Genomic DNA, 19211 nt, shown 5'->3' with positions numbered 1-19211 from the left:
GATCATGTTCGGACGCTTGAAAGACTGGAGGCGCGTCGCCACGCGCTATGACAGAAGTCCCAAGGTCTTCCTCTCGGCCATTGCTCTCGCCGCAACCGTGATCTTTTGGCTATGAGTCCTGAGCCTAAGCAACTTGAGGCTTATTCGGCTGTGACTGCATCAACCTCGATTTCAACCAACCATTCTGGGTTTACGAAACGGTGGATCGCCATGATTGTGTCGACGGGGCGAGCCTCGAGGCAGTAAAGCTTCCGCGCTTCGATCGCCTGCTTCCAGTTCTCGATGTCGGTAAGGATCACCCGCGTCCGAACGATATCGTGCAGCCCGGAACCGGCCTGCTCCAGCGCAGCCTTGATGATTTCAAAGCATTGCTTGGTCTGGAGGAAGACATCGCCGACGCCGACTGTCTTACCATCCGGACCGACAGGTGCGGTACCACCGACCGCGATAAAATTCCCGACTCGTACCGCTCGGCTGAAACCGACTATCGCCTCCATCGGATTACCATTCGAAATCAGTTTTCTCTTGTGCGCCACGATGTTGCTCCCCACCCATGTGCTCTCACTATGCCACCTCGCACTCGCGAGGTCTTGAAGAAAACAGAGACGACCGACGGCTTTGTCCGCATTGTACCAGTTCGACCAAGGCGCCGCGAAGGGCAGCTTCCGCCCATCCCGTCGAATGCTGCGTTCGAGCTTTCCCGTTCTGAATTTGTCTCGAAGCTACTGCCGCGTTGAAGAAAAACAAACTGAGCCAAAATGCCCACCCATCGCGAAACCGTCCTAGCCGCGCTGCATGCGCGGCTGCAGCCGCTCGCCGCACTTGTTCTACGTGATGAGGTCCTGCCCGAGCGGATCCTAGCAGCCGGACTGATCATCCTGCGCGACGGCCAACCGGGCGAGCCAGAGGTGATTTTGTCGCCCCTGCGCTATCACTACCAGCACCGCGCCGAGCTTGAGGTCGTTGTCCAGGCTGGAATCGGCCGTGCCAGCGTCTTCGACAGCCTGATTGCCAGCATCGGCACCGCGTTGGAAGCCGACCGCACTCTGGGCGGCCTATGTGACTGGGTTGAACCCGAAGCACCCGCTTCCGTCGATCTGCCAGTTGAGGGCGCGGCGGCGCTAAAGGCGGCGGTGATCACCGTCGTTTTGCACTACACCACCACCGGCCCCCTGGCCTGACACCCCGACATTTAGGAGACGAACATGGCACGAGCCCAAGGGGCGCGGGCGCAAATGGCGCTTGCGTTCGAGACGACCTATGGAACCCCGCCGGTCAGTGGCTTCACCAAAATGCCCTTTGCCAGCACCTCGCTGGGATCGGAGCAGCCGCTGCTGAACAGCGAGCTGCTGGGCTATGGCCGCGATCCTCTGGCCCCGATCAAGGATGCGGTGACGGCGGATGGCGACGTGGTGGTGCCGATCGATGCTGAGGCTTTCGGGTTTTGGCTCAAGGCAGCCTTCGGCGATCCCACGACCGCGGGCGCTGCGGCACCCTGGACCCATGAGTTCCAGTCCGGATCATGGGTGCTACCCAGCATGTCGATAGAAACGGGCATGCCTGAGGTGCCGCGCTTCGCGATGTATTCCGGCTGTGTTCTGGATCAGCTCTCCTGGCAGGTGCAACGCCCGGGCCTGCTTACCGCCACCGCCCGGCTGGTGGCGCAGGGCGAGACCATCGCCACATTGAGCGGCGCGGGCTCGCCTGCCGAGCTGGCCCTGCAGCGCTTCGGTCATTTCAACGGCGCGATCAGCCGGAATGGCTCTGCGCTGGGCAATGTGGTTTCGGCCGAGATCACCTATGCCAACAACCTCGACCGGATCGAAACCATCCGCTCGGACGGCAAGATCGACGGGGCAGACCCGTCCATCGCGGCGCTGACCGGCCGGATCGAGGTCCGCTTCGCCGACAGCACGCTGGTGGCCCAGGCGATCAACGGCGACCCCTGCGAGATCAGCTTCTCCTATGTCCTGCCATCGGGCGAGAGTTTCACCTTCACCGTTCACGCCGTCTATCTGCCGCGCCCCCGGATAGAGATTTCCGGGCCGCAGGGCGTGCAGGCGACCTTCGACTGGCAAGCCGCCAAAGCTGCCAGCCACGCCCGCATGTGCACCGCAACCCTGATCAACGATATCGAGGTATACTGATGATCCGACTGAACCTGACCGCCGCACCTGAATGGCTGGAGCTTGCCCCTGGCCTGCGCCTGCAGGTCGCCCCACTGACGACCGCCCTGATGGTGTCGGCCCGCGCCGATGCTGCGCTCGAGGCCTTGCCCGAAGATGCCAGCCAGGAAGAGCTGGCGCTGGTCATGGCCAAGTCCGTGGCCCGCCGCGCCGTTCTGGATTGGGAAGGCGTGGGGGATGCCATGGGCCAACCCACGCCCGTATCACCGGACGGCATCGACGCCCTTCTGGAAATCTGGCCGGTCTTTGAGGCGTTCCAGACCCAATACGTCGCGCGCGGTCTGCTGTCGGACGCGGAAAAAAAACGCCTCCGCGCCCTCGCCGAGTGGTCCTTCGGCGGGGGCGACAGCTATTGCACGGCCTGCGAACCCTACGAGGGCCGCGAGCGCAACTGCGCCGACTGCCCGGCCAGACTGAACCAGCCCCAAACGCAAGACGGCTGGCAGGTCTGGGACCTCGTCGGCCGTCTTGGCGGTCAGCTGCGCGTGATCCCCGGCGCGGTGCTGGGCTGGGACATGGGGGCAGCCATCGCTTTGGCCCAAGCCCTCGGCATCGACACCCTGATCGCCGCTGAGCTGCTGCCCGAGATCGAGGCGGTGATGGTGCGCAAACTCAACGAACAGATGGAAGGAAGCCGCGATGGCTGAGAAAAGGGTCTCTGTCCGCCTGGTCGCGGAAGGCGGTCGCCAGGTGCGCGCCGAGCTGGAAGGTGTCGGTGAGGCCGGGGCGCGCGGGTTCGGACGTCTGTCGCGCGAGATGGACTTGGCCAACGCACGTGTCGCCGCCTTTGCCCGTCGCGCCACCCTGGCTGCCGCTGCCGCCACGGCTGCACTGGCCGCCGCCGGGGCCGCGATGATCCGCTCGGGGCTGCAGACCGTCGATGCGCAGGCCAAGCTGGCGCAATCGCTCGGGACGACCGTGGCTTCGATCCAAACGCTGGAGTGCGCGGGCGAGCTGGCGGGCGTGTCGATGTCCGGGATCGAACAGGCGACCAAGGATCTGACGCGGCGGCTGAGCCAGGCGGCGGCCGGGACTGGCCCCGCGGCAGATGCGTTGGACCGGCTCGGGCTTTCCGCGTCTGACCTGATCGCTTTGCCGCTGGACCAGCGTGTCGGGGAGATCAACGCCGCCATCGAAAGCTTCGTGCCTGCCGCCGAACGCGCCGCCGTCGCGGGTCAACTGTTCGGCGAGGAAGGCTCCATCGCCATGTCGCGCATCGACACAGCAACGCTGCGCCAGGCGACCGAGGACGTGCTTGCCTTTGGGGTTGTTGTCTCAGAGCAGGACGCCGACCAGATCGAGCGGACCAATGATGCGCTTTCGCGGCTCGGGCTGATCTGGCGCGGCGTCTCGAACCAGCTGGCGGTTGCGGCTGCCCCGGCGTTGGAGGCCGTGGCCAATGCGCTGGCCAGCGTCGCGCGCGCCACCGGGCCGGTGGGCATCGCGATCAAAGTGCTCTTTGACAACATCGGGCGGCTGACCACCTATGCGGCCACCTTCGCAGGCATCATGGCCGGGCGCTGGGTGGCGGGCATGGCGGCAGCGGCCTTGTCCGTGCGCGGAGTCGCCACGGCACTGGTTGTCCTGCGCGGTGCGCTGATCCGCACCGGCATCGGCGCGCTGATCGTCGGTGCGGGTGAGCTGGTCTATCAATTCTCGCAATTGGTGACCAAGGTCGGCGGCGTCAGTGAAGCGTTCCAGCTGCTGGGCGATCTTGCGAAGGAGGTGTGGTCCCGAATGCAGCTGGGGCTGGATGCCGCCTTTGCCAACATGTCGGCCGGTTGGGAGAGCCTGAAGGCGTCCGGGCTTTCGGCGCTCGAGGGCACCATCGCGGGCGTGGTCAGCTTCGGCGACCGGACAGCGGCGATTTTCCAGGGGGCCTATGATGCAGCCGTGGCGATCTGGGGCAGCCTGCCCGGTGCCATCGGTGACTTTGCGTTTCAGGCGGCGAACGGGCTGATCTCGGGCGTCGAAGCGATGCTGAACGGCGTCGTCACCCGCATCAACACTTTCATCACCGGGTTGAATGCGGCGCTGGCGCTGCTGCCGGAATGGGCAACGGGTGAGGGCGGCGTGCGGATCGGCGCGCTGGATCCGGCAGACCTGGCGCGGATCGGCAACCCCTTCGAGGGTGCCGCGACGGCTGCAGGGGCGGCCGCAGCCGATGCTTTCTCCGCCGCCCTATCACGCAGCTATCTGGAACCACCCGACCTCGGTCTTGGCACAATGGCTGAAGATGCACGCGGCCGCGCCGAGGGATATCGCGAGGCAGCGGGCATGCTGGCGGATGCCGCAGGCCGACCACTGTCCAGTTGGCAGGCGCTGCGTGATGCCGTGACCGGCAGTGGGGTGGAGGCCGAGACGGCGCTGGCGGATGCCACGAATTCTGCCGATGCGCTGGCAGTGGGGCTGAACAACACAGCGACCGCTGCAAATGGCGCGGGCGTTGCCGCACGTAATGCCGGTGCGGCAGCGGCTGCAGGTGCTGAAACAGCAGCAACCGGATGGGCAGCCGTCACCGCGTCGCTCGCCGACTACGCCGCCAAGGCCCGCGATATTGGAGGCGATATCGGCCAGACATTGGTCGGGGCCTTCCAGAGCGCTGAGAACGCAGTGTCCACCTTCGTCAAATCCGGCAAACTGGATTTCCGCGATCTGGTCACATCAATGATTGCCGATCTGGCCAAGCTGGCCGCCCGGCGGTTCATCCTTGGCCCCATCACCAATGCCCTCTCCGGCGCGCTGGGTGGTGCGGGCGGCGCGAGCCGCGCAGGCGAGGTGTTCGCAGACATCCTGCACGCGGGCGGCACGGTCGGATCACCAGGCCCGGGCCGCATGGTGCCTGCCATGGCCTTCGCAGGTGCGCCACGTATGCATTCAGGTGGCTGGGCCGGACTGAAACCTGACGAGGTTCCGGCGATCCTGCAACGCGGCGAACGCGTCCTCTCCCGTCGCGAGGCCGCTGGGTATGGCCAAGGTCAGTCCTCCACGCCCGCCGTCAACGTGACCATCGTGGCCCGCGACGCCGATAGTTTCCGCCAATCCCGCACACAGGTCGCGGCCGACATCGCCCGGGCCGTGTCGCTTGGGCGCAGGGGCATGTGATGGCGTTTCATGAGGTGCGCTTCCCCGACAACATCAGCCGCGGCGCGCGCGGCGGGCCTGAACGGCGCACCCAGATCGTCGAGCTGGCGAGTGGCGACGAGGAACGCAATGCCAGCTGGGCAAACAGTCGCCGCCGCTATGATATCGCCTATGGCATTCGTCGTGCCGATGATCTGGCAGCCGTGGTTGCTTTCTTCGAGGCCCGCAACGGTCGCCTGCACGGGTTTCGCTACAAGGACTGGGCCGATTACAAATCCTGCGCGCCATCGCAGGCAATCGATGCGACCGACCAGCAGATCGGCATTGGCACTGGTGCCGCTGCCAGTTTTCCATTGCTGAAGAACTACACTTCCGGTGCACAGGCCTGGACCCGCGCCATCGCAAAGCCGGTCGCGGGCACTGTCCGCATCGCGTTGGACGGGGTCGCGCAGATGTCGGGCTGGAGCGTCGACACCACCACCGGCGTTGTAAGTTTCGACACCGCGCCAGGCGCTGGCATAGCGATTAGCGCAGGCTTCGAATTCGACGTGCCCGTCCGCTTCGACACCGACACGCTCGACGTCACCCTCGACCTTGAGCGGCTCGGGTCAATCACCTCGATCCCGCTGATCGAAATCCGCCGCTGACCGCACTGCCGGACCAGCTCCCTTCCGCAAATCCCCAACCGCTTCTAAAGGAGGCATCCATGCCAATCGCCGACAACTGGTCGGGGGAGTTCTCCCCGATTTTCGGGCCCGCCACCCGCGCCTCGACGGTCACCCCCGATGACACCGCGGATCTCAGCCATATCAGCTCTGCGCTCTATGTCGGGGTCACCGGGGACGTGACGCTGATCACCTACAGCTTCGAGACCGTCACCTTTGTCGAAGCCCACGGCATTGTGCCGATCCGGACCAGACGGGTGCTCGCCACCGGAACGACGGCTGGCGCCATTCTGGCTCTGTCATAGGAAACGGCCGCCATGTCAGATCAAACGCCCGGCCCGCTGCACACCGGCAACGACATCAACCGCATCAGACAGCGCGCCCGAATGCGGCAGATGGCGGAGGCGGGCTTCAGCAGGACCCGCACGGCCGAGGCCCTCGGCATCTCCCGGGCCACGGTTCAACGCTTTGCAAAGAGCAGCGGTGTCCGGTTTCAACAGCACCGCGCCCGGAGCAGCCAGCAGGACATACCGCAGCCGCCCGTGGAGACAGACGATATCGCCATTCTTGACCCCGATGACTACCGTGAGGCCATTCAGGACATGAAGCCGATCGCGGCGGTGGACCATCTTCTGGGGCTGCTGGACGGGCTGACCCACCAGCTTCCGGAAATGAGCCTCACGCCCCTGCCCGGCCTCATCCTGACGCGTCTGGAGGCCCGCCTGCTCTATCACCTCGACCGGCACCGGGGCAGGCCCGTGACGCAGGAAGCCCTGATGTTCGCGATGTACCAGATCAGACCCTATGACGACTGGCCTGACGTCAGCATCGTGAACGTGCGCCTCTGCAGGCTTCGCCAGAAACTGGGAGATCCCGAGGTCCCGGGCCTGCGGATCGAGACCTGCCGGGGCGTCGGGTTTTGCCTGCGGGTCGACACGGGCGTGACCCTGGACTGGCACGCAGCGCCGCCAACGGGAGCGTCCACATGAAATCCCTGTCTCCGGCGCTGCAAGCGCATCTTGATGACGGCATCACCAGCCTGTCCTGGTGCTGGCGGATTTTGCGCGCGGACGGCGTGGCGCTGGGCTTCACCGACCATGATCGGGTTCTGACCTTCGATGGCACCGGTTTTGAGCCGGAAAGCGGGTTCGCCGCCTCGGAAATCCGCTCCGGCTCCGATCTGGCCGTCGACGCACAGGATGCCACCGGCGTGCTCACCTCGGACCGGATCACCGAGACCGACATCCTCGACGGGCGCTGGGACAATGCCGACGTCGAGCTTTGGCGGGTGAACTGGGCCGACCCCGACCAGCGGGTGCTGATGCGGCGCGGTGCGGTGGGGCAAATCCGGCGCGGACGGATGGCCTTCGTGGCCGAAGTCCGGTCGCTGGCGCATGTGCTGGGCCAGACAGTCGGGCGGACGTTTCAGGCGGGCTGTGACGCGGCGCTGGGCGATGCACGCTGCGGGATCGATCTCGACGACGTGGCCTACAAGGGCATCGGCGTAATCACGGACCTGCTCCGCGACCGGGCGTTCCTGGCCTCGGGCCTCGCCGGGTTCGCTGCGGGCTGGTTCACCTCCGGCACGATCACATGGACCAGCGGTGCCAATGCCGGGCGGATCACCGAGGTGCTGGCTCATGATCTGGCAGACGGCATCGCAACGCTTACCCTGCTGGAAGCGCCGGTGCGATCCATCGCCGAGGGCGACGCCTTCACCGCGCGGGCTGGCTGCGACAAGCGCATCGCCACCTGCGCCGCGAAGTTCACCAACACCGCGAACTTCAGAGGCTTCCCGCATATCCCCGGGCAGGATGCGGTGCTGCGCTACGCCAGCCAGGACGGTAGCCATGACGGCGGCGTGCTGTGATGAACGTCGTTTCCAACGGAAGCGACGGGCGGCAGTGCATCGTCTCACGATGCACAAGAGCCACCGCTGATCCCGCCTCGGTCATCACCACCGCCCGCAGCTGGCTCGGCACGCCCTATCATGCTCAGGCGAGCCTGCGCGGCGTCGGATGCGATTGCCTCGGGTTAGCGCGTGGGGTCTGGCGCGAGGTGGTTGGCCCCGAGCCGTTTCCGATCCCGCCCTATAGTCGTGATTGGGGCTTGGTAGCCGGTCCCGAAGGGATCAATCGCTCCGGTGGAGCGATTGAAGGCAGACAAGGCCCGGCAGGGCAGACCGGGCCCCGCGAGGTTCTCGCCGAGGGCGCAGGGCGCATGATGATCGAAGTGGAACTGGCTTCAGCCGGTCCCGGCGCGCTGGTCCTGTTCCGCATGAGCCCGCGCGCCATTGCCAAGCATGTCGGGATCCTGACGGGGCCTGACAGTTTCATCCATTCCTATGAGCGGCTTGGCGTCGTCGAGGAAATTCTGACCCCGGCCTGGCGGCGGCGCGTTGCTTTCGCCTTCCTGTTTCCGCCCTCGGGCCGCATCTGAAAGTTCTCACATGGCAACGCTTGTACTCGGCGCGGTTGGATCCGCGATCGGTGGGTCCATCGGCGGCGGACTGCTTGGCGTAAGCGCCGTCACCATCGGCGGCTTTGTCGGATCGAGCGTGGGGTCGCTGGTCGACAATTGGATCGTATCGTCCCTCGCCCCGGCACAACGCATCGAGGGCGCGCGGCTCGACGGCTTGCGCATCACCTCGGCGACCGAAGGGGCCGTGATCCCGCGCCTCTTTGGCCGCATGCGCATCGGCGGCAACATCATCTGGGCCACGGACTTTCGCGAGGAAACCAAGACCACCAGCCAGGGCGGCGGCAAGGGTGGCGGGCCCAAGGTCAAGACGACCGAGTATCTTTACTATGCCTCCTTCGCAGTCGCTCTCTGCGAGGGCGAGATCACCGGCATTGGCCGCATCTGGGCCGACGGCAAGGCCATGGATATGACCGGCGTCACCTGGCGCTGGTATCCCGGCGACGAAGCGCAGGGCCCGGACCCGTTCATGTCGGCCAGGATGGGCGGGGCCAACACGCCTGCATACCGCGGCACCGCCTATGTGGTGTTCGAAGAGCTCGACCTCAGTCTGTTCGGCAATCGCCTGCCGCAGATCAGCTTCGAGGTGTTCCGGCCGCTGGCCGACCCGGACACCGCCGAAGGGTTGGTCAAGGCAGTGACAATGATCCCGGCCTCGGGCGAGTTCAGCTACGCGACCGCGCCGGTGAAGAAATCAACCGGCCCGGGCGGCGCTACCAGTGCCGAGAACCTGAACGCCATTTCAGACACGGCCGACATCGTTGTGGCGCTCGACCGGCTGCGGGCGATGGCCCCGGCGGTGGAAAGCATCAGCCTCGTTGCAGCGTGGTTTGGCGATGATCTGCGGGCGGGCAGTTGCAAGGTCCGCCCCGGCGTCGAGGTGGCTGCCAAGGCCACGACGCCCGCGTCCTGGTCGGTGAACGGCGTCGGTCGCGCCGATGCATTTCTGGTCAGCCGCGACGCAGAGGGTCGTCCCGTCTATGGCGGTACCCCGGCGGATTTCGCCGTGGTGCAGGCGATCAGGGAGATGAAGGCGCGCGGCCTGCGCGTCACCTTCTATCCGTTCATCCTGATGGATGTGCCGCCCGGTAACATGCTGCCGAACCCGTACTCCGAGAATGGCACGACCGTGGGCCAGCCGACATTCCCATGGCGCGGCCGGATCACCTGTTCTCCTGCGGCCGGTTATGCCGGGACCGCGGACAAGACCGCCACGGCCGCTGCGCAGGTTTCAGCCCTGTTCGGCACTGCGACACCTGCCAGCTTCAGCGTTTCCGGCGAAACCGTCAGCTGGACCGGCCCGGTCGGCGACTGGGGCTTGCGGCGGATGGTGCTGCACTACGCCCACCTCTGCGCGGCGGCGGGAGGCGTTGATGCCTTCCTGATCGGCACCGAGATGCCGGGGCTGACGACCATCCGCTCGGGGGCGGCCACCTATCCGGCGGTGCAGGCGTTCCGCGATCTGGCCGCCTAATCAACGATCCGCCGCAGCCAACCACACCTGGTCATGCTGGTTAATTCAATTCGACAATAGTCTTCGTCAACAGGTGCGCCCCGCGGCCGGGAATGACCCACGCGCTGAAGTTCCCTTAGACACTCCCACCGTGTTGCGCTTCCCAAGCGCTCGACCGCATCCCAAATCTCAATGCGTTGAGGATATCCATCACTCGGTGAAGGACGACTGACGACCTCATAGCGCGTTGTTGGTGAAGAAGGTTGTTGCCGCATAATCTGAGGATACGTTCTAAACGCGACGCCGTCCAGCAAATGCCGCACGACGCATTTTGGTATTTTAGAACTGAGTATCCGACGAGCAAACCCTGGGTCTTCCGCTACAAGGATCTGCGCGACTGGTGGTCGAACCCGCACTACAACCGGCCAGGCGGGGTGGAGAGCGGAACGCCCACGGCATGGGTGCCGCAATCGAAACCCATCCGCTTCACCGAACTTGGCTGCCCGGCCGTCGATCGCGGCACCAACCAGCCCAACGTGTTCTTCGACCCGAAGTCGTCGGAGAGCTTCACGCCCCACTTCTCGCGCGGCTGGCGCGACGACGCGATCCAGCGGGCCTATCTCGAAGCGACCAATCTGTTCTGGGCGGACCCGGCCAATAACCCGATCTCGGCGGTGACCGGCGCGCGCATGGTCCACGTTCCGGAATGTGCCGCCTGGACCTGGGATGCGCGGCCCTATCCGTTCTTTCCCGCGCTCACCGATGTCTGGACCGACGGCGCAAACTGGCGGCTCGGGCACTGGCTGACAGGACGGCTTGGGGCTGTGTCTCTCGCTGCCCTCGTGCGGCATCTGTGCCTGTGCGCCGGGATGCCGGAAGAGCGGATAGACGTCTCTGGTCTCTGGGGTGCCGTCGAAGGCTATGTGATTTCTGCGCTGGAAGCCCCGCGGGCCTCGATCTCGGCACTGGCCCGCCACTTCGGATTCGACGCCATCGAGACCGAAGGCCGCATCAGCTTTGTCATGCGCGGCCAGATCGCCATCGCCACGGTCACGCCTGACGGGATGGTTGCCCCGGCCTCCGCGCAGGGCGACGTCATGGAACTGACCCGGGCGCAGGAAACCGAACTCCCGCAGGCGCTCAAATGGCAGGTCGCGCGGGCGGATGAGGATTATGACGCCGCGCAGGTCGAGGCCCGACGCATCACCGTGGACACCACGCGCATTGCCTCCGAGGCGTTCCCGATGGCCGTGCCACCAGAGGAAGCCGAACGTCGCTGCCGTCGGGCGCTGATGGAGGCTTGGGTCGGGCGGGAAAGTGCAGTGTTCCGTCTGCCACCCTCAAAGCTGGCGCTGGATCCGGGTGACGTGATCCTGCTCGATCACGATGATCGCTTGACCGAGATGCGCCTGGTGTCGATCGCGGACTCGGACCTGCGCAGCGTCGATGCGGTGCGCCAGGACAGGACCGTCTACGATCTGCCGCCTGGAGAGTCCCGCCCGGCCTCGCTCTCGACGCCCACCGTCTTCGGCACGCCCGATGTGCTTCTGCTGGACCTGCCGCAGCTGCGCGAGGATCAACCTGCCCATCGTCCGCTGATCGCGGCCCATGCCAGGCCGTGGCCCGGCGAAATCGCCGTCTATCGCAGCGCCGCGACGGATGGTTTTGAGCTGCTGTCCACATTTGGCACGCGGGCGCGCATGGGCGTGCTGACGGCAGACTTCTACGCCGGGCCGGTCTCTCGCTTCGATCTCGGCAATGCGCTGGAAATCGACCTGTTCACGGGGACACTCGAAAGCGTCACGGATATCACGCTGCTGGGTGGGGCCAATGCGCTGGCCATAGAGACCGGCGCTGGGCAATGGGAGATCATCCAGGCAGGCAATGCCGAGCTGATCGCGCCGGGGCGCTATCGCCTGACCCGGCTTTTGCGTGGCCAGCGCGGGACGGAAAATGCGGTCGCCAGCCTCGTGCCGACCGGCGCGCGCGTGGTTGTGCTGGATACAACGCTGGCCTCACTTCCCATCGCCGAAGCCGATCTCGGTCTCCCATGGAACTGGCGCATCGGCCCGGCACAGCACCCGGTTAGTGACGAGACCTATGTCGCCATTCCCTTCACGCCCGAAGGCGCTGGGCTGCGACCCTTCTCAGTGGCGCATGTCGAACAGCCGTGGCGGACAGCGCGCATCCCCGGCGATCTGACGATCCGCTGGACGCGCCGGTCGCGATCACTCGCCGCCGACAATTGGGGCGCGGTCGACGCGCCGCTCGCCGAAGAGACCGAGGCCTACGAGGTGGAAATCCGCAACGGCGGAACGGTGAAACGCGCGCTGAGCACCACGACGACCAGCGCAATCTATACCGCCGCCCATCAGACCGCCGATTGGGGCGCGCTGCTCGGGCCCGGTGACACGCTCGACATCCGCATCTACCAGCTCTCCGCCCTGATCGGGCGGGGCGCGGCCAAGACCGTCACACTGATATTCTGAAAGGACCACCATGTCCGACGCCACGACCAATCTGGCTCTGCCCTATATCCTGGCGGCGCAAGCCCAGAAGCATATCACCCACAACGAGGCGCTGCGGCTGCTCGACGGGCTCGTTCAACTGTCCGTCCTCGACCGGGATCTGACCGCGCCGCCCGGTTCTCCAGCAGACGGCGACCGCTACATCGTCGCCAGCGGCGGCGCGGGCGACTGGGCGGGCTGGGACCTGAATGTCGCCCTCTGGACCGACGGCACCTGGCTGCGCCTGCCACCCCGGACCGGCTGGCGCACATGGGTGGAAGACGAAGGCCTGCTGCTTTTCTATGATGGGGCGGCCTGGACCAGCACCACGCCTGCGTCCTTGCAGAACCTCACATTGCTCGGGCTGGGCACCACCGCCGACGCCGCCAACCCGTTCTCGGCTAAGCTGAACGCTGCACTCTGGACCGCGAAGACCGCAGCCGAAGGTGGCACCGGCGATCTGTTCTACACCATGAACAAGGAGGCCGCGAGCGACGATCTCGGTCTGACCCTGCAGAGCAGCTTCGTGACAAAGGCGCTGCTGGGGCTGTTCGGGTCGGACAAGTTCCGCCTCGCCGTCTCGCCCGACGGCAGCACCTTCTTCGACGGGCTGAGCGTCGACAACACGAGCGGCATCGTCGACCAGCCCCGGCTACCGCGCTTCAAGGCCTATACCGACTTCGACAATTATGTCGGTGTCGGAACCTGGACCAGGATCGGCCTCAACAACACTGATTACAACGATCAGGGCGCGTTCGGTGCCGGGACCGGCCTCTTCACCGCACCCGTCGACGGCACCTACCTCTTCGGCGCGACATTGCTCTACAAGGTCAATTCCAGCACCTCGGCCCGGATGCGCGGGCGGCTCGTGCTGAACGGCGTGACGGAAATCCGGGGATCGTTCGGCGAGAGCTCGGCCACCCATGTCTCGCTGGCCACCGCGATCTGGCTGCAGACCATGGTGCCGCTGAGTGCGGGCGATACCGTCGAGCTGCAGGGCTATTTCCGCGCGCAGGACGGCTACTTCGCGGCCAACCACACGTCCTTCTGGGGCTGCAAGATCGGCTGAACGGCCCTTACCAGCCGCCGTTTCGCAGGCGCATCAGGATCGATCATCTAAGGACATCACCATGACAGAACGTACCTCCCTCGCGCAGGAGGTCGCCGCAGCCTTGCGCGATCACGGCATCACCGCAGCCATCACGGCGCTGATCGGCGGCACCATCGCCCTGCTGGCCGCCGTTTCGCGCAGGGCATTCACCAATGACGCGATGCTGTCGCGGCTGGACCGCGAACTCCTGGCCGAGCGCGACCGCGTCGATCGCCAGCGATCCGAGGACCGCAAGGGCGATGCCGACCGGCTGGCGCGGATCGAGACCGACATCCGCGCCATGCGCAACCTGATGTTCGAAGCCTTCCAGCGCGGCCGTATCGACTGACCGATATCCCATCACGACGCCGACCCAACCGACCCGCCCCAGAGGCGGGGTGAGCCGTGCTCTGCCTGACAGGCAGACGGGAAGGTCCAGTGGACCTTTCCGAGCGACGAACGCACCGAGCCTCCGCGAGGGGCCGGAAACTCATTTCTGGAGACCGATATGCCAACCAAGACCTACGCCCATTTCAGCGACGTGCCCGAGAGCGCTTGGCGCTGGCCCCGTTTCTCCCCGGCCGAGATCGCCTGCCGCGGGACGGGTGCGATCAAGATCAACACCGAAGCGATGGACACGCTGCAGTCTCTGCGCAACCGGCTTGGCAAGCCGCTGATCGTGCGTTCAGGCTATCGCAGCCCGGCCCACAACCGCGCTGTGGGCGGTGCGCCTGCCTCCAAGCACATGCTGGGCACCGCGTTCGACATCGCCATGTCGAACCACGACCCGGCCAGTTTCGCAGAGGCCGCCCGCGCGGTGGGGTTCCTCGGATTCGGCACCTATCCCCGCTCCGGCTTCATGCATATCGACCTCGGACCCGCGCGGTCCTGGGGCGAGCCGTTCCCGGTCCGCGCCACGCCCTTCGTGGCGGAGGTGCCGCCCACCCGCGAGGTCTTGACCGACAGCCGCACCCTGAAAGGCAGCGGGGCAGCCGGGGTGGCGACCATCGGCGCGGCGGGTGTGGAGGTCGCGCAGGACGTTCTGGCAGAGACGCAATCCGCCATCCTGCCGCTGGTGCCCTATCTCGACACCCTGCGCTGGGTGTTCATCGGCGTGGCGCTGATTGGTATCATCGTCGCCATCCACGCTCGGATTGACGACTGGAAGCGAGGCCAGAGGTGATGGGCTGGATAACAGCGATCCTCGCCAGCGGCCTGGCGCGCAAGGCGCTGGGCCTGCTTTTGGCCGCCAGCACCATCGCCCTGTTCCTGCTGAACCTCCGCCGCGCCGGTGAACGCGCCGGGCGGCTGGTGGAGCGCTTGCAAACATCGGAGAAGATCCATGAAATTCAGCGCCAGATGCTCGAGGCCGCCAGTCGCCGCCCTTCTGATCGCGATGCTCTGGCTCAGCGCCTGCGCGACGGGCAGTTCTGACGCGCGGGCGCCATGTCCGCCCGTGGTGCCTTACAGCACCGCCGACCAAGCGCACGCCGCAGCCGAAGTGGCTGCCCTGCCGGAGGGTGCGGTCGTCGTGCGAATGCTCAGCGACTATGCAGTCCTGCGCGATCAGGTGCGGGCCTGCAGGTGAACTATAGGCAAGAGAGCGCCTTTCGACTGAAAGGAATGGAAATGCTCCGCCGCAAGCCAGTGCGTACTATCTGCAGGAAGGGCGGAAACCGGACCTTCGCTGCAGGCCAAGATAAAACGCGTTTGCTCGCCGAGACCAGACATTTGCCTGCTTCAAAAATCCGCATCCGCAGCCGTAATCACTCTGGTGGTAGCGTAGTGGAAAAAAATTGCAGATCGCCGGTGTCGAGTTCGATCAGCGTTGCGCTGATGCGGTATCCCCATTCCGCACGCATGCCATACGTGATGCCACCCGCGATGCCTTCGTAATATTCGACGTCGTCATGGATGCGGTCAAAGTTACCAAGCAATATATCATATGGATACCATTCGTCTTCCGCTAGTGCAGCTACCGCTTGTGGTATCGTGATACGGCAAGACGGCGCCGCCCCCTCGTATTCCGTGGTGGAGAACCGCGACCCGTCGGCATTAATAAAACGGATGGTACCGTCATCAATCTCAATTTGTTCAAAACCCAGGTTTTCGACAGCTGAATCACGGGCGTCCTGCACGTCAAAATCCTCTGTTCCCGGCAGCGCGCAGTCGAACACGATGAAACCAAGATATTCGTCTAGCGTATAGGTCTGCGCCGCAGCGGCCTTCGGCATGACGACAGGTAACGCTAGCCCCAAGACCAGTACCGTTGTTGAAATAACCCGCATTATTTTTCCCTTTATGTTAGTATTCTTTGCAAGGATTGCCCCAAGACAAATATTTCTATCGCTTTGTGGCGCAATCAACCATCTTTGGCCTGTTGCTTTATCGTTCAGGGCGGGCTGGTTGTTCACCAAACTCCCTGAATTTTCAGTTCCATCGATTGAAAGCTATAAATATTCCGTAAGTGTATTCTGTAATTCTATTTAAGTGGTCACACGGTGTATTGAGCCGCTGTTTATCAAACCAGTCTGGCGCCCCTATCTTAATGCCTGCGAGCAAGTGAAAGCGTTGAAATCGCTGTATTGGGGCCCAAGATAGGTTTCGTTAACTACCAGACGTGCCATGCAACGCTCTTCCTGAACTTCCCCTAAGATTGAGCGCACGAACGTATAGACGCGGACGCTTTGCCCTTGTAGGGATGTCAGCTGCGTCATCACTACATTTGGGGAACCGTTGCCTAAGTCGACGTAGGGCGACACACCATCCACCAGCGGCTGTACCCCGACCCCTTGCCAGAATGTTTTAGCGGCAGACCAATCTTCTTTGACCACAACCACCAAATCGGCATTCAATAGGGTGCGATCGGGCGGCGGTAGGCCGTAGCTAAAGAGGTTGCCCACATCGCGGTCTTGCAGCTCAAATAGGAAATCGTTGCCGATACCATCGTATAGAGTGTGGATGCGTTCTCCATTGAGCGCTTGCACCCAAGCGTCCGGTATTACCTCGGTCGCTGGCATCGGTCCCTGTTGGGCTATGGCAGGCGAGCTTGTTACCAGCACGAATGCGAAGGCGCGCGTTGCTATACTATTCATCGGTCTCTCTCGACTAGGCACGGAATCTATCGTCAAAATTGGCAGAATTCATTTACTGGTCAAGCGCTTTTCGACCCTCAGTGCTGTATGCACAGCCCAGAATGCGAGCAGGACAAGCTAAATCCTTACATTATTCTGCCCTGCGTTGGCGTGCTTCAGCTCCCGCGTTATCTACAGAGGCAAGTATTATACGGCATTCTTCCCCTTCTTCGCGTCTAAGATGGTCCATCCCGGATGATCACATAGACCCTCGGCGATCTGCCCCTTGCATGGCAAGGTCGGTTCTGAGGAACGTTCGAGACAGTGTGCGACCATGCTGATTTCTCTTCATAAGCAAGCCACGACGACCCCGAAGGTCCGAGCGGACATTCAGAGCAGCGATGATGCAGGGGCGTTCTTGCTGACCGCTTCGAGGAGGCAATGCAAAGCCACCACTTCCGATCCGCCGAACAACTTGAGACGACGCTGCATCACTACGTCTGGCCCGACAGCCAGCAACTCCCGCAATCAGCACTGGGCAGCAGAACGCCCTTGCAGGCGATGAAGGATTGGCACAATCTCTACCCGGAACTGTTCAAGAAGAAGCCCTACTACCTGTCGGGATGTGACATCTAGGCGGGCGCCTCATCAACCCTAGATTGGCGCGGGCACTAAACGAAAGACGCGATATGAAGCTGCTCCTGACAATATTACTGATCGCAGCACCAATTGCTGCATCCGCGCAGAATGTGATCCAAATCGGTCCCGGCCAGTCGGCTGAAATCACCGGTTTCACCTTAGAGCGTGAGGCCGCGACTGGCGTCGGCACCCTGATCCTCAGTTTGGTTCCACTCTACAATCCCGAACCTTACGGCCCCGTTCCACCGGCAGATGTGGGCCGGACGCATCGCGCGATCTGTAACCATTATGCCGCATTGAATGCCGACGTCATGGTCCAGAACGATGCCAGTAATTTTGCAGTCCGCTGGGATTGGACGCCAGACACGCAAGAAGACTTGGAATTCACCGTCACACGGTTTCATCGCAATGACTACACGATCAAGGATGATGGAACATGCAGTGCGATTTGGACCGTGACACCTGAAAGGCCAACTTTGCCGTCCGGTGGCGCGCCAATTCTGCTACATGCCCAAACCGTGGTGGATCCCCGCATGGACGGGTTGGGGCTGGAAATGACCTATGATTGGGGCACCTCGCTCGATGCGGTCAGCGATACCGAGCTGGATCGCGCATCGCTGGAACTGTGCGTCAGCGTAGTCGCAGATGAGATGTTGAGGCGTGAGGGTAGCTATTCCGAGCTGCACTACGATTTTCTGTCCGTCGCATTCGAGGAGCGGACCGGTCCCAATGATACCAATCGTCGCGTGTTCACCCGTGCACGTGATGGCGATAGCTGCTTCGGCAATTTGACGGATGCAGACTGATTGAAACAGCATATGCGGTTAGTTGCATTAATTGCGGCTTCTTAGGCTGTCAGGTTGTCTTTTAGAAGGTCAACGCTTTGCTCTGCATTCTCGAGTCTATTGCGATTATCCGTATCTGGAATCCGGGCAATCGGTAATTATCTTCCGAGCGGTGGTCGTGTACTCTTTGCTACCCCGTGCGATTTTGATCCCGCGTTCATTTAATTCCGCCGCAATCTGGCGAAGGGAAGTTGACTAATGTCTGCTTTAGGGAAGCTGCACCGCAGCGATGCGAGCGTCGGCGAAGGTCCGCAATGGGCCGAGACTGTCACCGGCTGCGCGCGCTGCTTCGCATGGCCCAATCGGCACCGCCATAGGTGACAGCGTAAATCAGAACTTCCCTTTGGTCATCATCAACCGCAAAAGCGATCACGGCTTTCCGGCCTGCCGGGATGGCGCGCAGACCAGGGGCGATTTCATCGCGGAGGCTTCCTTTGTGCGGTGTGACCTTCAGCGTGGCGATGGCCGCTTCGATCTCGACCAGCTTTCGGTCGGCCGCATTGGGCCCGGCATAGTCGAGCATCCAGCGCGCGATGGCATCAAGGTCACGGGCGACGAGAGGATGGAACCGGATGCGGTAATTCACGCGCCCCGCGCTGTCCCGATAGTGACATGGGCGGCAGCGAACGCGTCATCCTGGTCGATAAACGCCGAACGGGGCGTTTCCATCCGGGCGCGGATTTCGTTCGTGAGGGCGGAGAGAGCCACGTCCCGTTCTTGCTCATCCTGCATCATCTGTTCCAGTGCGGCCGCCACAGCAGCGCTCTGGGTCGCGAACACGCCCTGTCCCACCTTCTCTGAGAGGAAGTGGTGATGGCGGTCGGTGAAGCTGAGGGTGGTTTTGACGGTCATCTGCGCCTCAATGGTATGACTGAGTCATATACCAGTGGCTGGAGACGGTTTCAACGGTGGCGGATGCGACGCTGCTGCGGATCGTGCCAGAACGCAAAAAGCCCCCACTTTTCAGGGGGACTTCCAAAACGTTGACTCAGTGTTGACTCGTTTTTGCGCGGGCCATACACAAGTGTTTTTGTCGGGTTCCAACCATTTGGAAAGGTTGGAGATTTTGGTTGCGGGAGTAGGATTTGAACCTACGACCTTCAGGTTATGAGGGTCACCCCTGCAACTCAAAAAGTCTTGTGAACTCCGAGACTTATCCAAATTTCGGATACAACACGTCGGCGTCGTGT

The 19211-nt window shown here is 63.4% G+C and carries 20 protein-coding genes and 4 pseudogenes; 19 read left to right on the top strand and 5 right to left on the bottom strand.

What is annotated here, in order from left to right; genetic code table 11:
• Positions 1–115: pseudogene (locus ROA7023_RS24135) on the top strand (IS5/IS1182 family transposase); the annotation flags it as partial.
• Positions 116–140: 25 nt separating this feature from the next.
• Here the strand turns inward: ROA7023_RS24135 and ROA7023_RS21290 are convergent.
• A complete protein-coding gene (locus ROA7023_RS21290) occupies positions 141–536 on the bottom strand; it encodes a RidA family protein (protein WP_234992386.1) in 396 nt (131 codons plus the stop codon).
• Positions 537–758: 222 nt separating this feature from the next.
• Here ROA7023_RS21290 and ROA7023_RS21285 point away from each other — a divergent pair, with 222 nt between their 5' ends.
• The 16 genes and pseudogenes from ROA7023_RS21285 to ROA7023_RS21215 all read left to right on the top strand — a co-directional run bounded on the left by ROA7023_RS21285 (position 759) and on the right by ROA7023_RS21215 (position 14897).
• Positions 759–1181: an acyl-CoA transferase gene (locus ROA7023_RS21285; protein WP_085881003.1), complete on the top strand. Its 423-nt coding sequence runs from the start codon at positions 759–761 to the stop codon at positions 1179–1181.
• A 24-nt stretch (positions 1182–1205) separates the two neighbouring features.
• Positions 1206–2147, top strand: a complete 942-nt coding sequence (locus ROA7023_RS21280; RefSeq protein WP_085881002.1) for a phage tail tube protein — start codon at positions 1206–1208, stop codon at positions 2145–2147.
• Positions 2147–2603, top strand: a pseudogene (locus tag ROA7023_RS21275) (phage-derived protein YdaY family protein). The gene ROA7023_RS21280 and the pseudogene ROA7023_RS21275 overlap by 1 nt, the downstream one beginning before the upstream one ends.
• 68 nt (positions 2604–2671) lie before the next feature.
• Positions 2672–2833 (top strand): DUF7697 family protein, encoded by a 162-nt coding sequence (locus tag ROA7023_RS25350; protein ID WP_159458630.1) that lies wholly within the window; start codon positions 2672–2674, stop codon positions 2831–2833.
• The gene (locus ROA7023_RS21270) at positions 2826–5291 is read left to right on the top strand and encodes a phage tail tape measure C-terminal domain-containing protein (protein ID WP_085881001.1); all 2466 of its coding nucleotides are present in this window, start codon (positions 2826–2828) and stop codon (positions 5289–5291) included. The genes ROA7023_RS25350 and ROA7023_RS21270 overlap by 8 nt, the downstream gene beginning before the upstream one ends.
• A complete protein-coding gene (locus ROA7023_RS21265; protein WP_085881000.1) occupies positions 5291–5917 on the top strand; it encodes a DUF2460 domain-containing protein in 627 nt (208 codons plus the stop codon). The genes ROA7023_RS21270 and ROA7023_RS21265 overlap by 1 nt, the downstream gene beginning before the upstream one ends.
• Positions 5918–5976: 59 nt before the next feature.
• Positions 5977–6240, top strand: a complete 264-nt coding sequence (locus ROA7023_RS21260) for a spike base protein, RCAP_Rcc01079 family (RefSeq protein WP_085880999.1) — start codon at positions 5977–5979, stop codon at positions 6238–6240.
• A gap of 12 nt (positions 6241–6252) precedes the next feature.
• Positions 6253–6924, top strand: coding sequence for a winged helix-turn-helix domain-containing protein (locus ROA7023_RS21255; protein WP_085880998.1), 672 nt, complete (start codon positions 6253–6255; stop codon positions 6922–6924).
• On the top strand, positions 6921–7805 hold the full coding sequence (locus tag ROA7023_RS21250; RefSeq protein ID WP_085880997.1) for a phage/gene transfer agent baseplate hub protein: 885 nt from the start codon (positions 6921–6923) through the stop codon (positions 7803–7805). The genes ROA7023_RS21255 and ROA7023_RS21250 overlap by 4 nt, the downstream gene beginning before the upstream one ends.
• Complete coding sequence (locus ROA7023_RS21245) at positions 7805–8374, top strand: NlpC/P60 family protein (RefSeq protein WP_143535698.1); 570 nt, start codon at positions 7805–7807, stop codon at positions 8372–8374. The genes ROA7023_RS21250 and ROA7023_RS21245 overlap by 1 nt, the downstream gene beginning before the upstream one ends.
• Positions 8375–8384: 10 nt before the next feature.
• Positions 8385–9891 (top strand): annotated as a pseudogene (locus ROA7023_RS25835) (baseplate megatron protein TIM-barrel domain-containing protein); the annotation flags it as partial.
• Between the two features lie 334 nt (positions 9892–10225).
• Positions 10226–12355, top strand: a pseudogene (locus ROA7023_RS25830) (baseplate multidomain protein megatron); the annotation flags it as partial.
• 10 nt (positions 12356–12365) lie between these two features.
• Positions 12366–13442 (top strand): DUF2793 domain-containing protein, encoded by a 1077-nt coding sequence (locus ROA7023_RS21230; protein ID WP_085880996.1) that lies wholly within the window; start codon positions 12366–12368, stop codon positions 13440–13442.
• A gap of 61 nt (positions 13443–13503) precedes the next feature.
• A complete protein-coding gene (locus ROA7023_RS21225; RefSeq protein WP_085880995.1) occupies positions 13504–13812 on the top strand; it encodes a hypothetical protein in 309 nt (102 codons plus the stop codon).
• Between the two features lie 159 nt (positions 13813–13971).
• Positions 13972–14646 carry a YcbK family protein gene (locus tag ROA7023_RS21220; protein WP_085880994.1) on the top strand — a complete coding sequence of 225 codons (675 nt, stop codon included), beginning with the start codon at positions 13972–13974 and terminating at the stop codon, positions 14644–14646.
• On the top strand, positions 14646–14897 hold the full coding sequence (locus ROA7023_RS21215) for a hypothetical protein (protein ID WP_085880993.1): 252 nt from the start codon (positions 14646–14648) through the stop codon (positions 14895–14897). Before ROA7023_RS21220 ends, ROA7023_RS21215 begins: the two co-directional genes overlap by 1 nt.
• A 332-nt stretch (positions 14898–15229) precedes the next feature.
• On the opposite strand, the gene ROA7023_RS21205 is transcribed toward ROA7023_RS21215, so the two are convergent.
• Both ROA7023_RS21205 and ROA7023_RS24130 read right to left on the bottom strand, forming a co-directional pair.
• Positions 15230–15877 (bottom strand): hypothetical protein, encoded by a 648-nt coding sequence (locus ROA7023_RS21205; RefSeq protein ID WP_143535697.1) that lies wholly within the window; start codon positions 15875–15877, stop codon positions 15230–15232.
• A 126-nt stretch (positions 15878–16003) separates the two neighbouring features.
• Positions 16004–16450: a hypothetical protein gene (locus tag ROA7023_RS24130; RefSeq protein ID WP_159458629.1), complete on the bottom strand. Its 447-nt coding sequence runs from the start codon at positions 16448–16450 to the stop codon at positions 16004–16006.
• A 528-nt stretch (positions 16451–16978) separates the two neighbouring features.
• Here ROA7023_RS24130 and ROA7023_RS21200 point away from each other — a divergent pair.
• Together ROA7023_RS21200 and ROA7023_RS24125 are read left to right on the top strand one after the other, a co-directional pair.
• Entirely contained in the window at positions 16979–17173 is a 195-nt protein-coding gene (locus tag ROA7023_RS21200; protein WP_200812571.1) for a hypothetical protein, read from the top strand.
• Between the two features lie 53 nt (positions 17174–17226).
• The gene (locus ROA7023_RS24125) at positions 17227–17982 is read left to right on the top strand and encodes a hypothetical protein (RefSeq protein WP_143535695.1); all 756 of its coding nucleotides are present in this window, start codon (positions 17227–17229) and stop codon (positions 17980–17982) included.
• Positions 17983–18289: 307 nt separating this feature from the next.
• Here ROA7023_RS24125 and ROA7023_RS21190 read toward each other — a convergent pair whose 3' ends face one another.
• Together ROA7023_RS21190 and ROA7023_RS21185 are read right to left on the bottom strand one after the other, a co-directional pair.
• Complete coding sequence (locus tag ROA7023_RS21190) at positions 18290–18607, bottom strand: type II toxin-antitoxin system RelE/ParE family toxin (RefSeq protein ID WP_085880989.1); 318 nt, start codon at positions 18605–18607, stop codon at positions 18290–18292.
• Positions 18604–18873, bottom strand: coding sequence for a hypothetical protein (locus ROA7023_RS21185; protein WP_234992382.1), 270 nt, complete (start codon positions 18871–18873; stop codon positions 18604–18606). Before ROA7023_RS21185 ends, ROA7023_RS21190 begins: the two co-directional genes overlap by 4 nt.
• Between the last annotated feature and the right edge of the window lie 338 nt (positions 18874–19211).

This window comes from Roseisalinus antarcticus (assembly GCF_900172355.1).
GTDB lineage: Bacteria > Pseudomonadota > Alphaproteobacteria > Rhodobacterales > Rhodobacteraceae > Oceanicola > Oceanicola antarcticus_A.
This window is presented reverse-complemented; position numbering and strand designations above follow the sequence as displayed.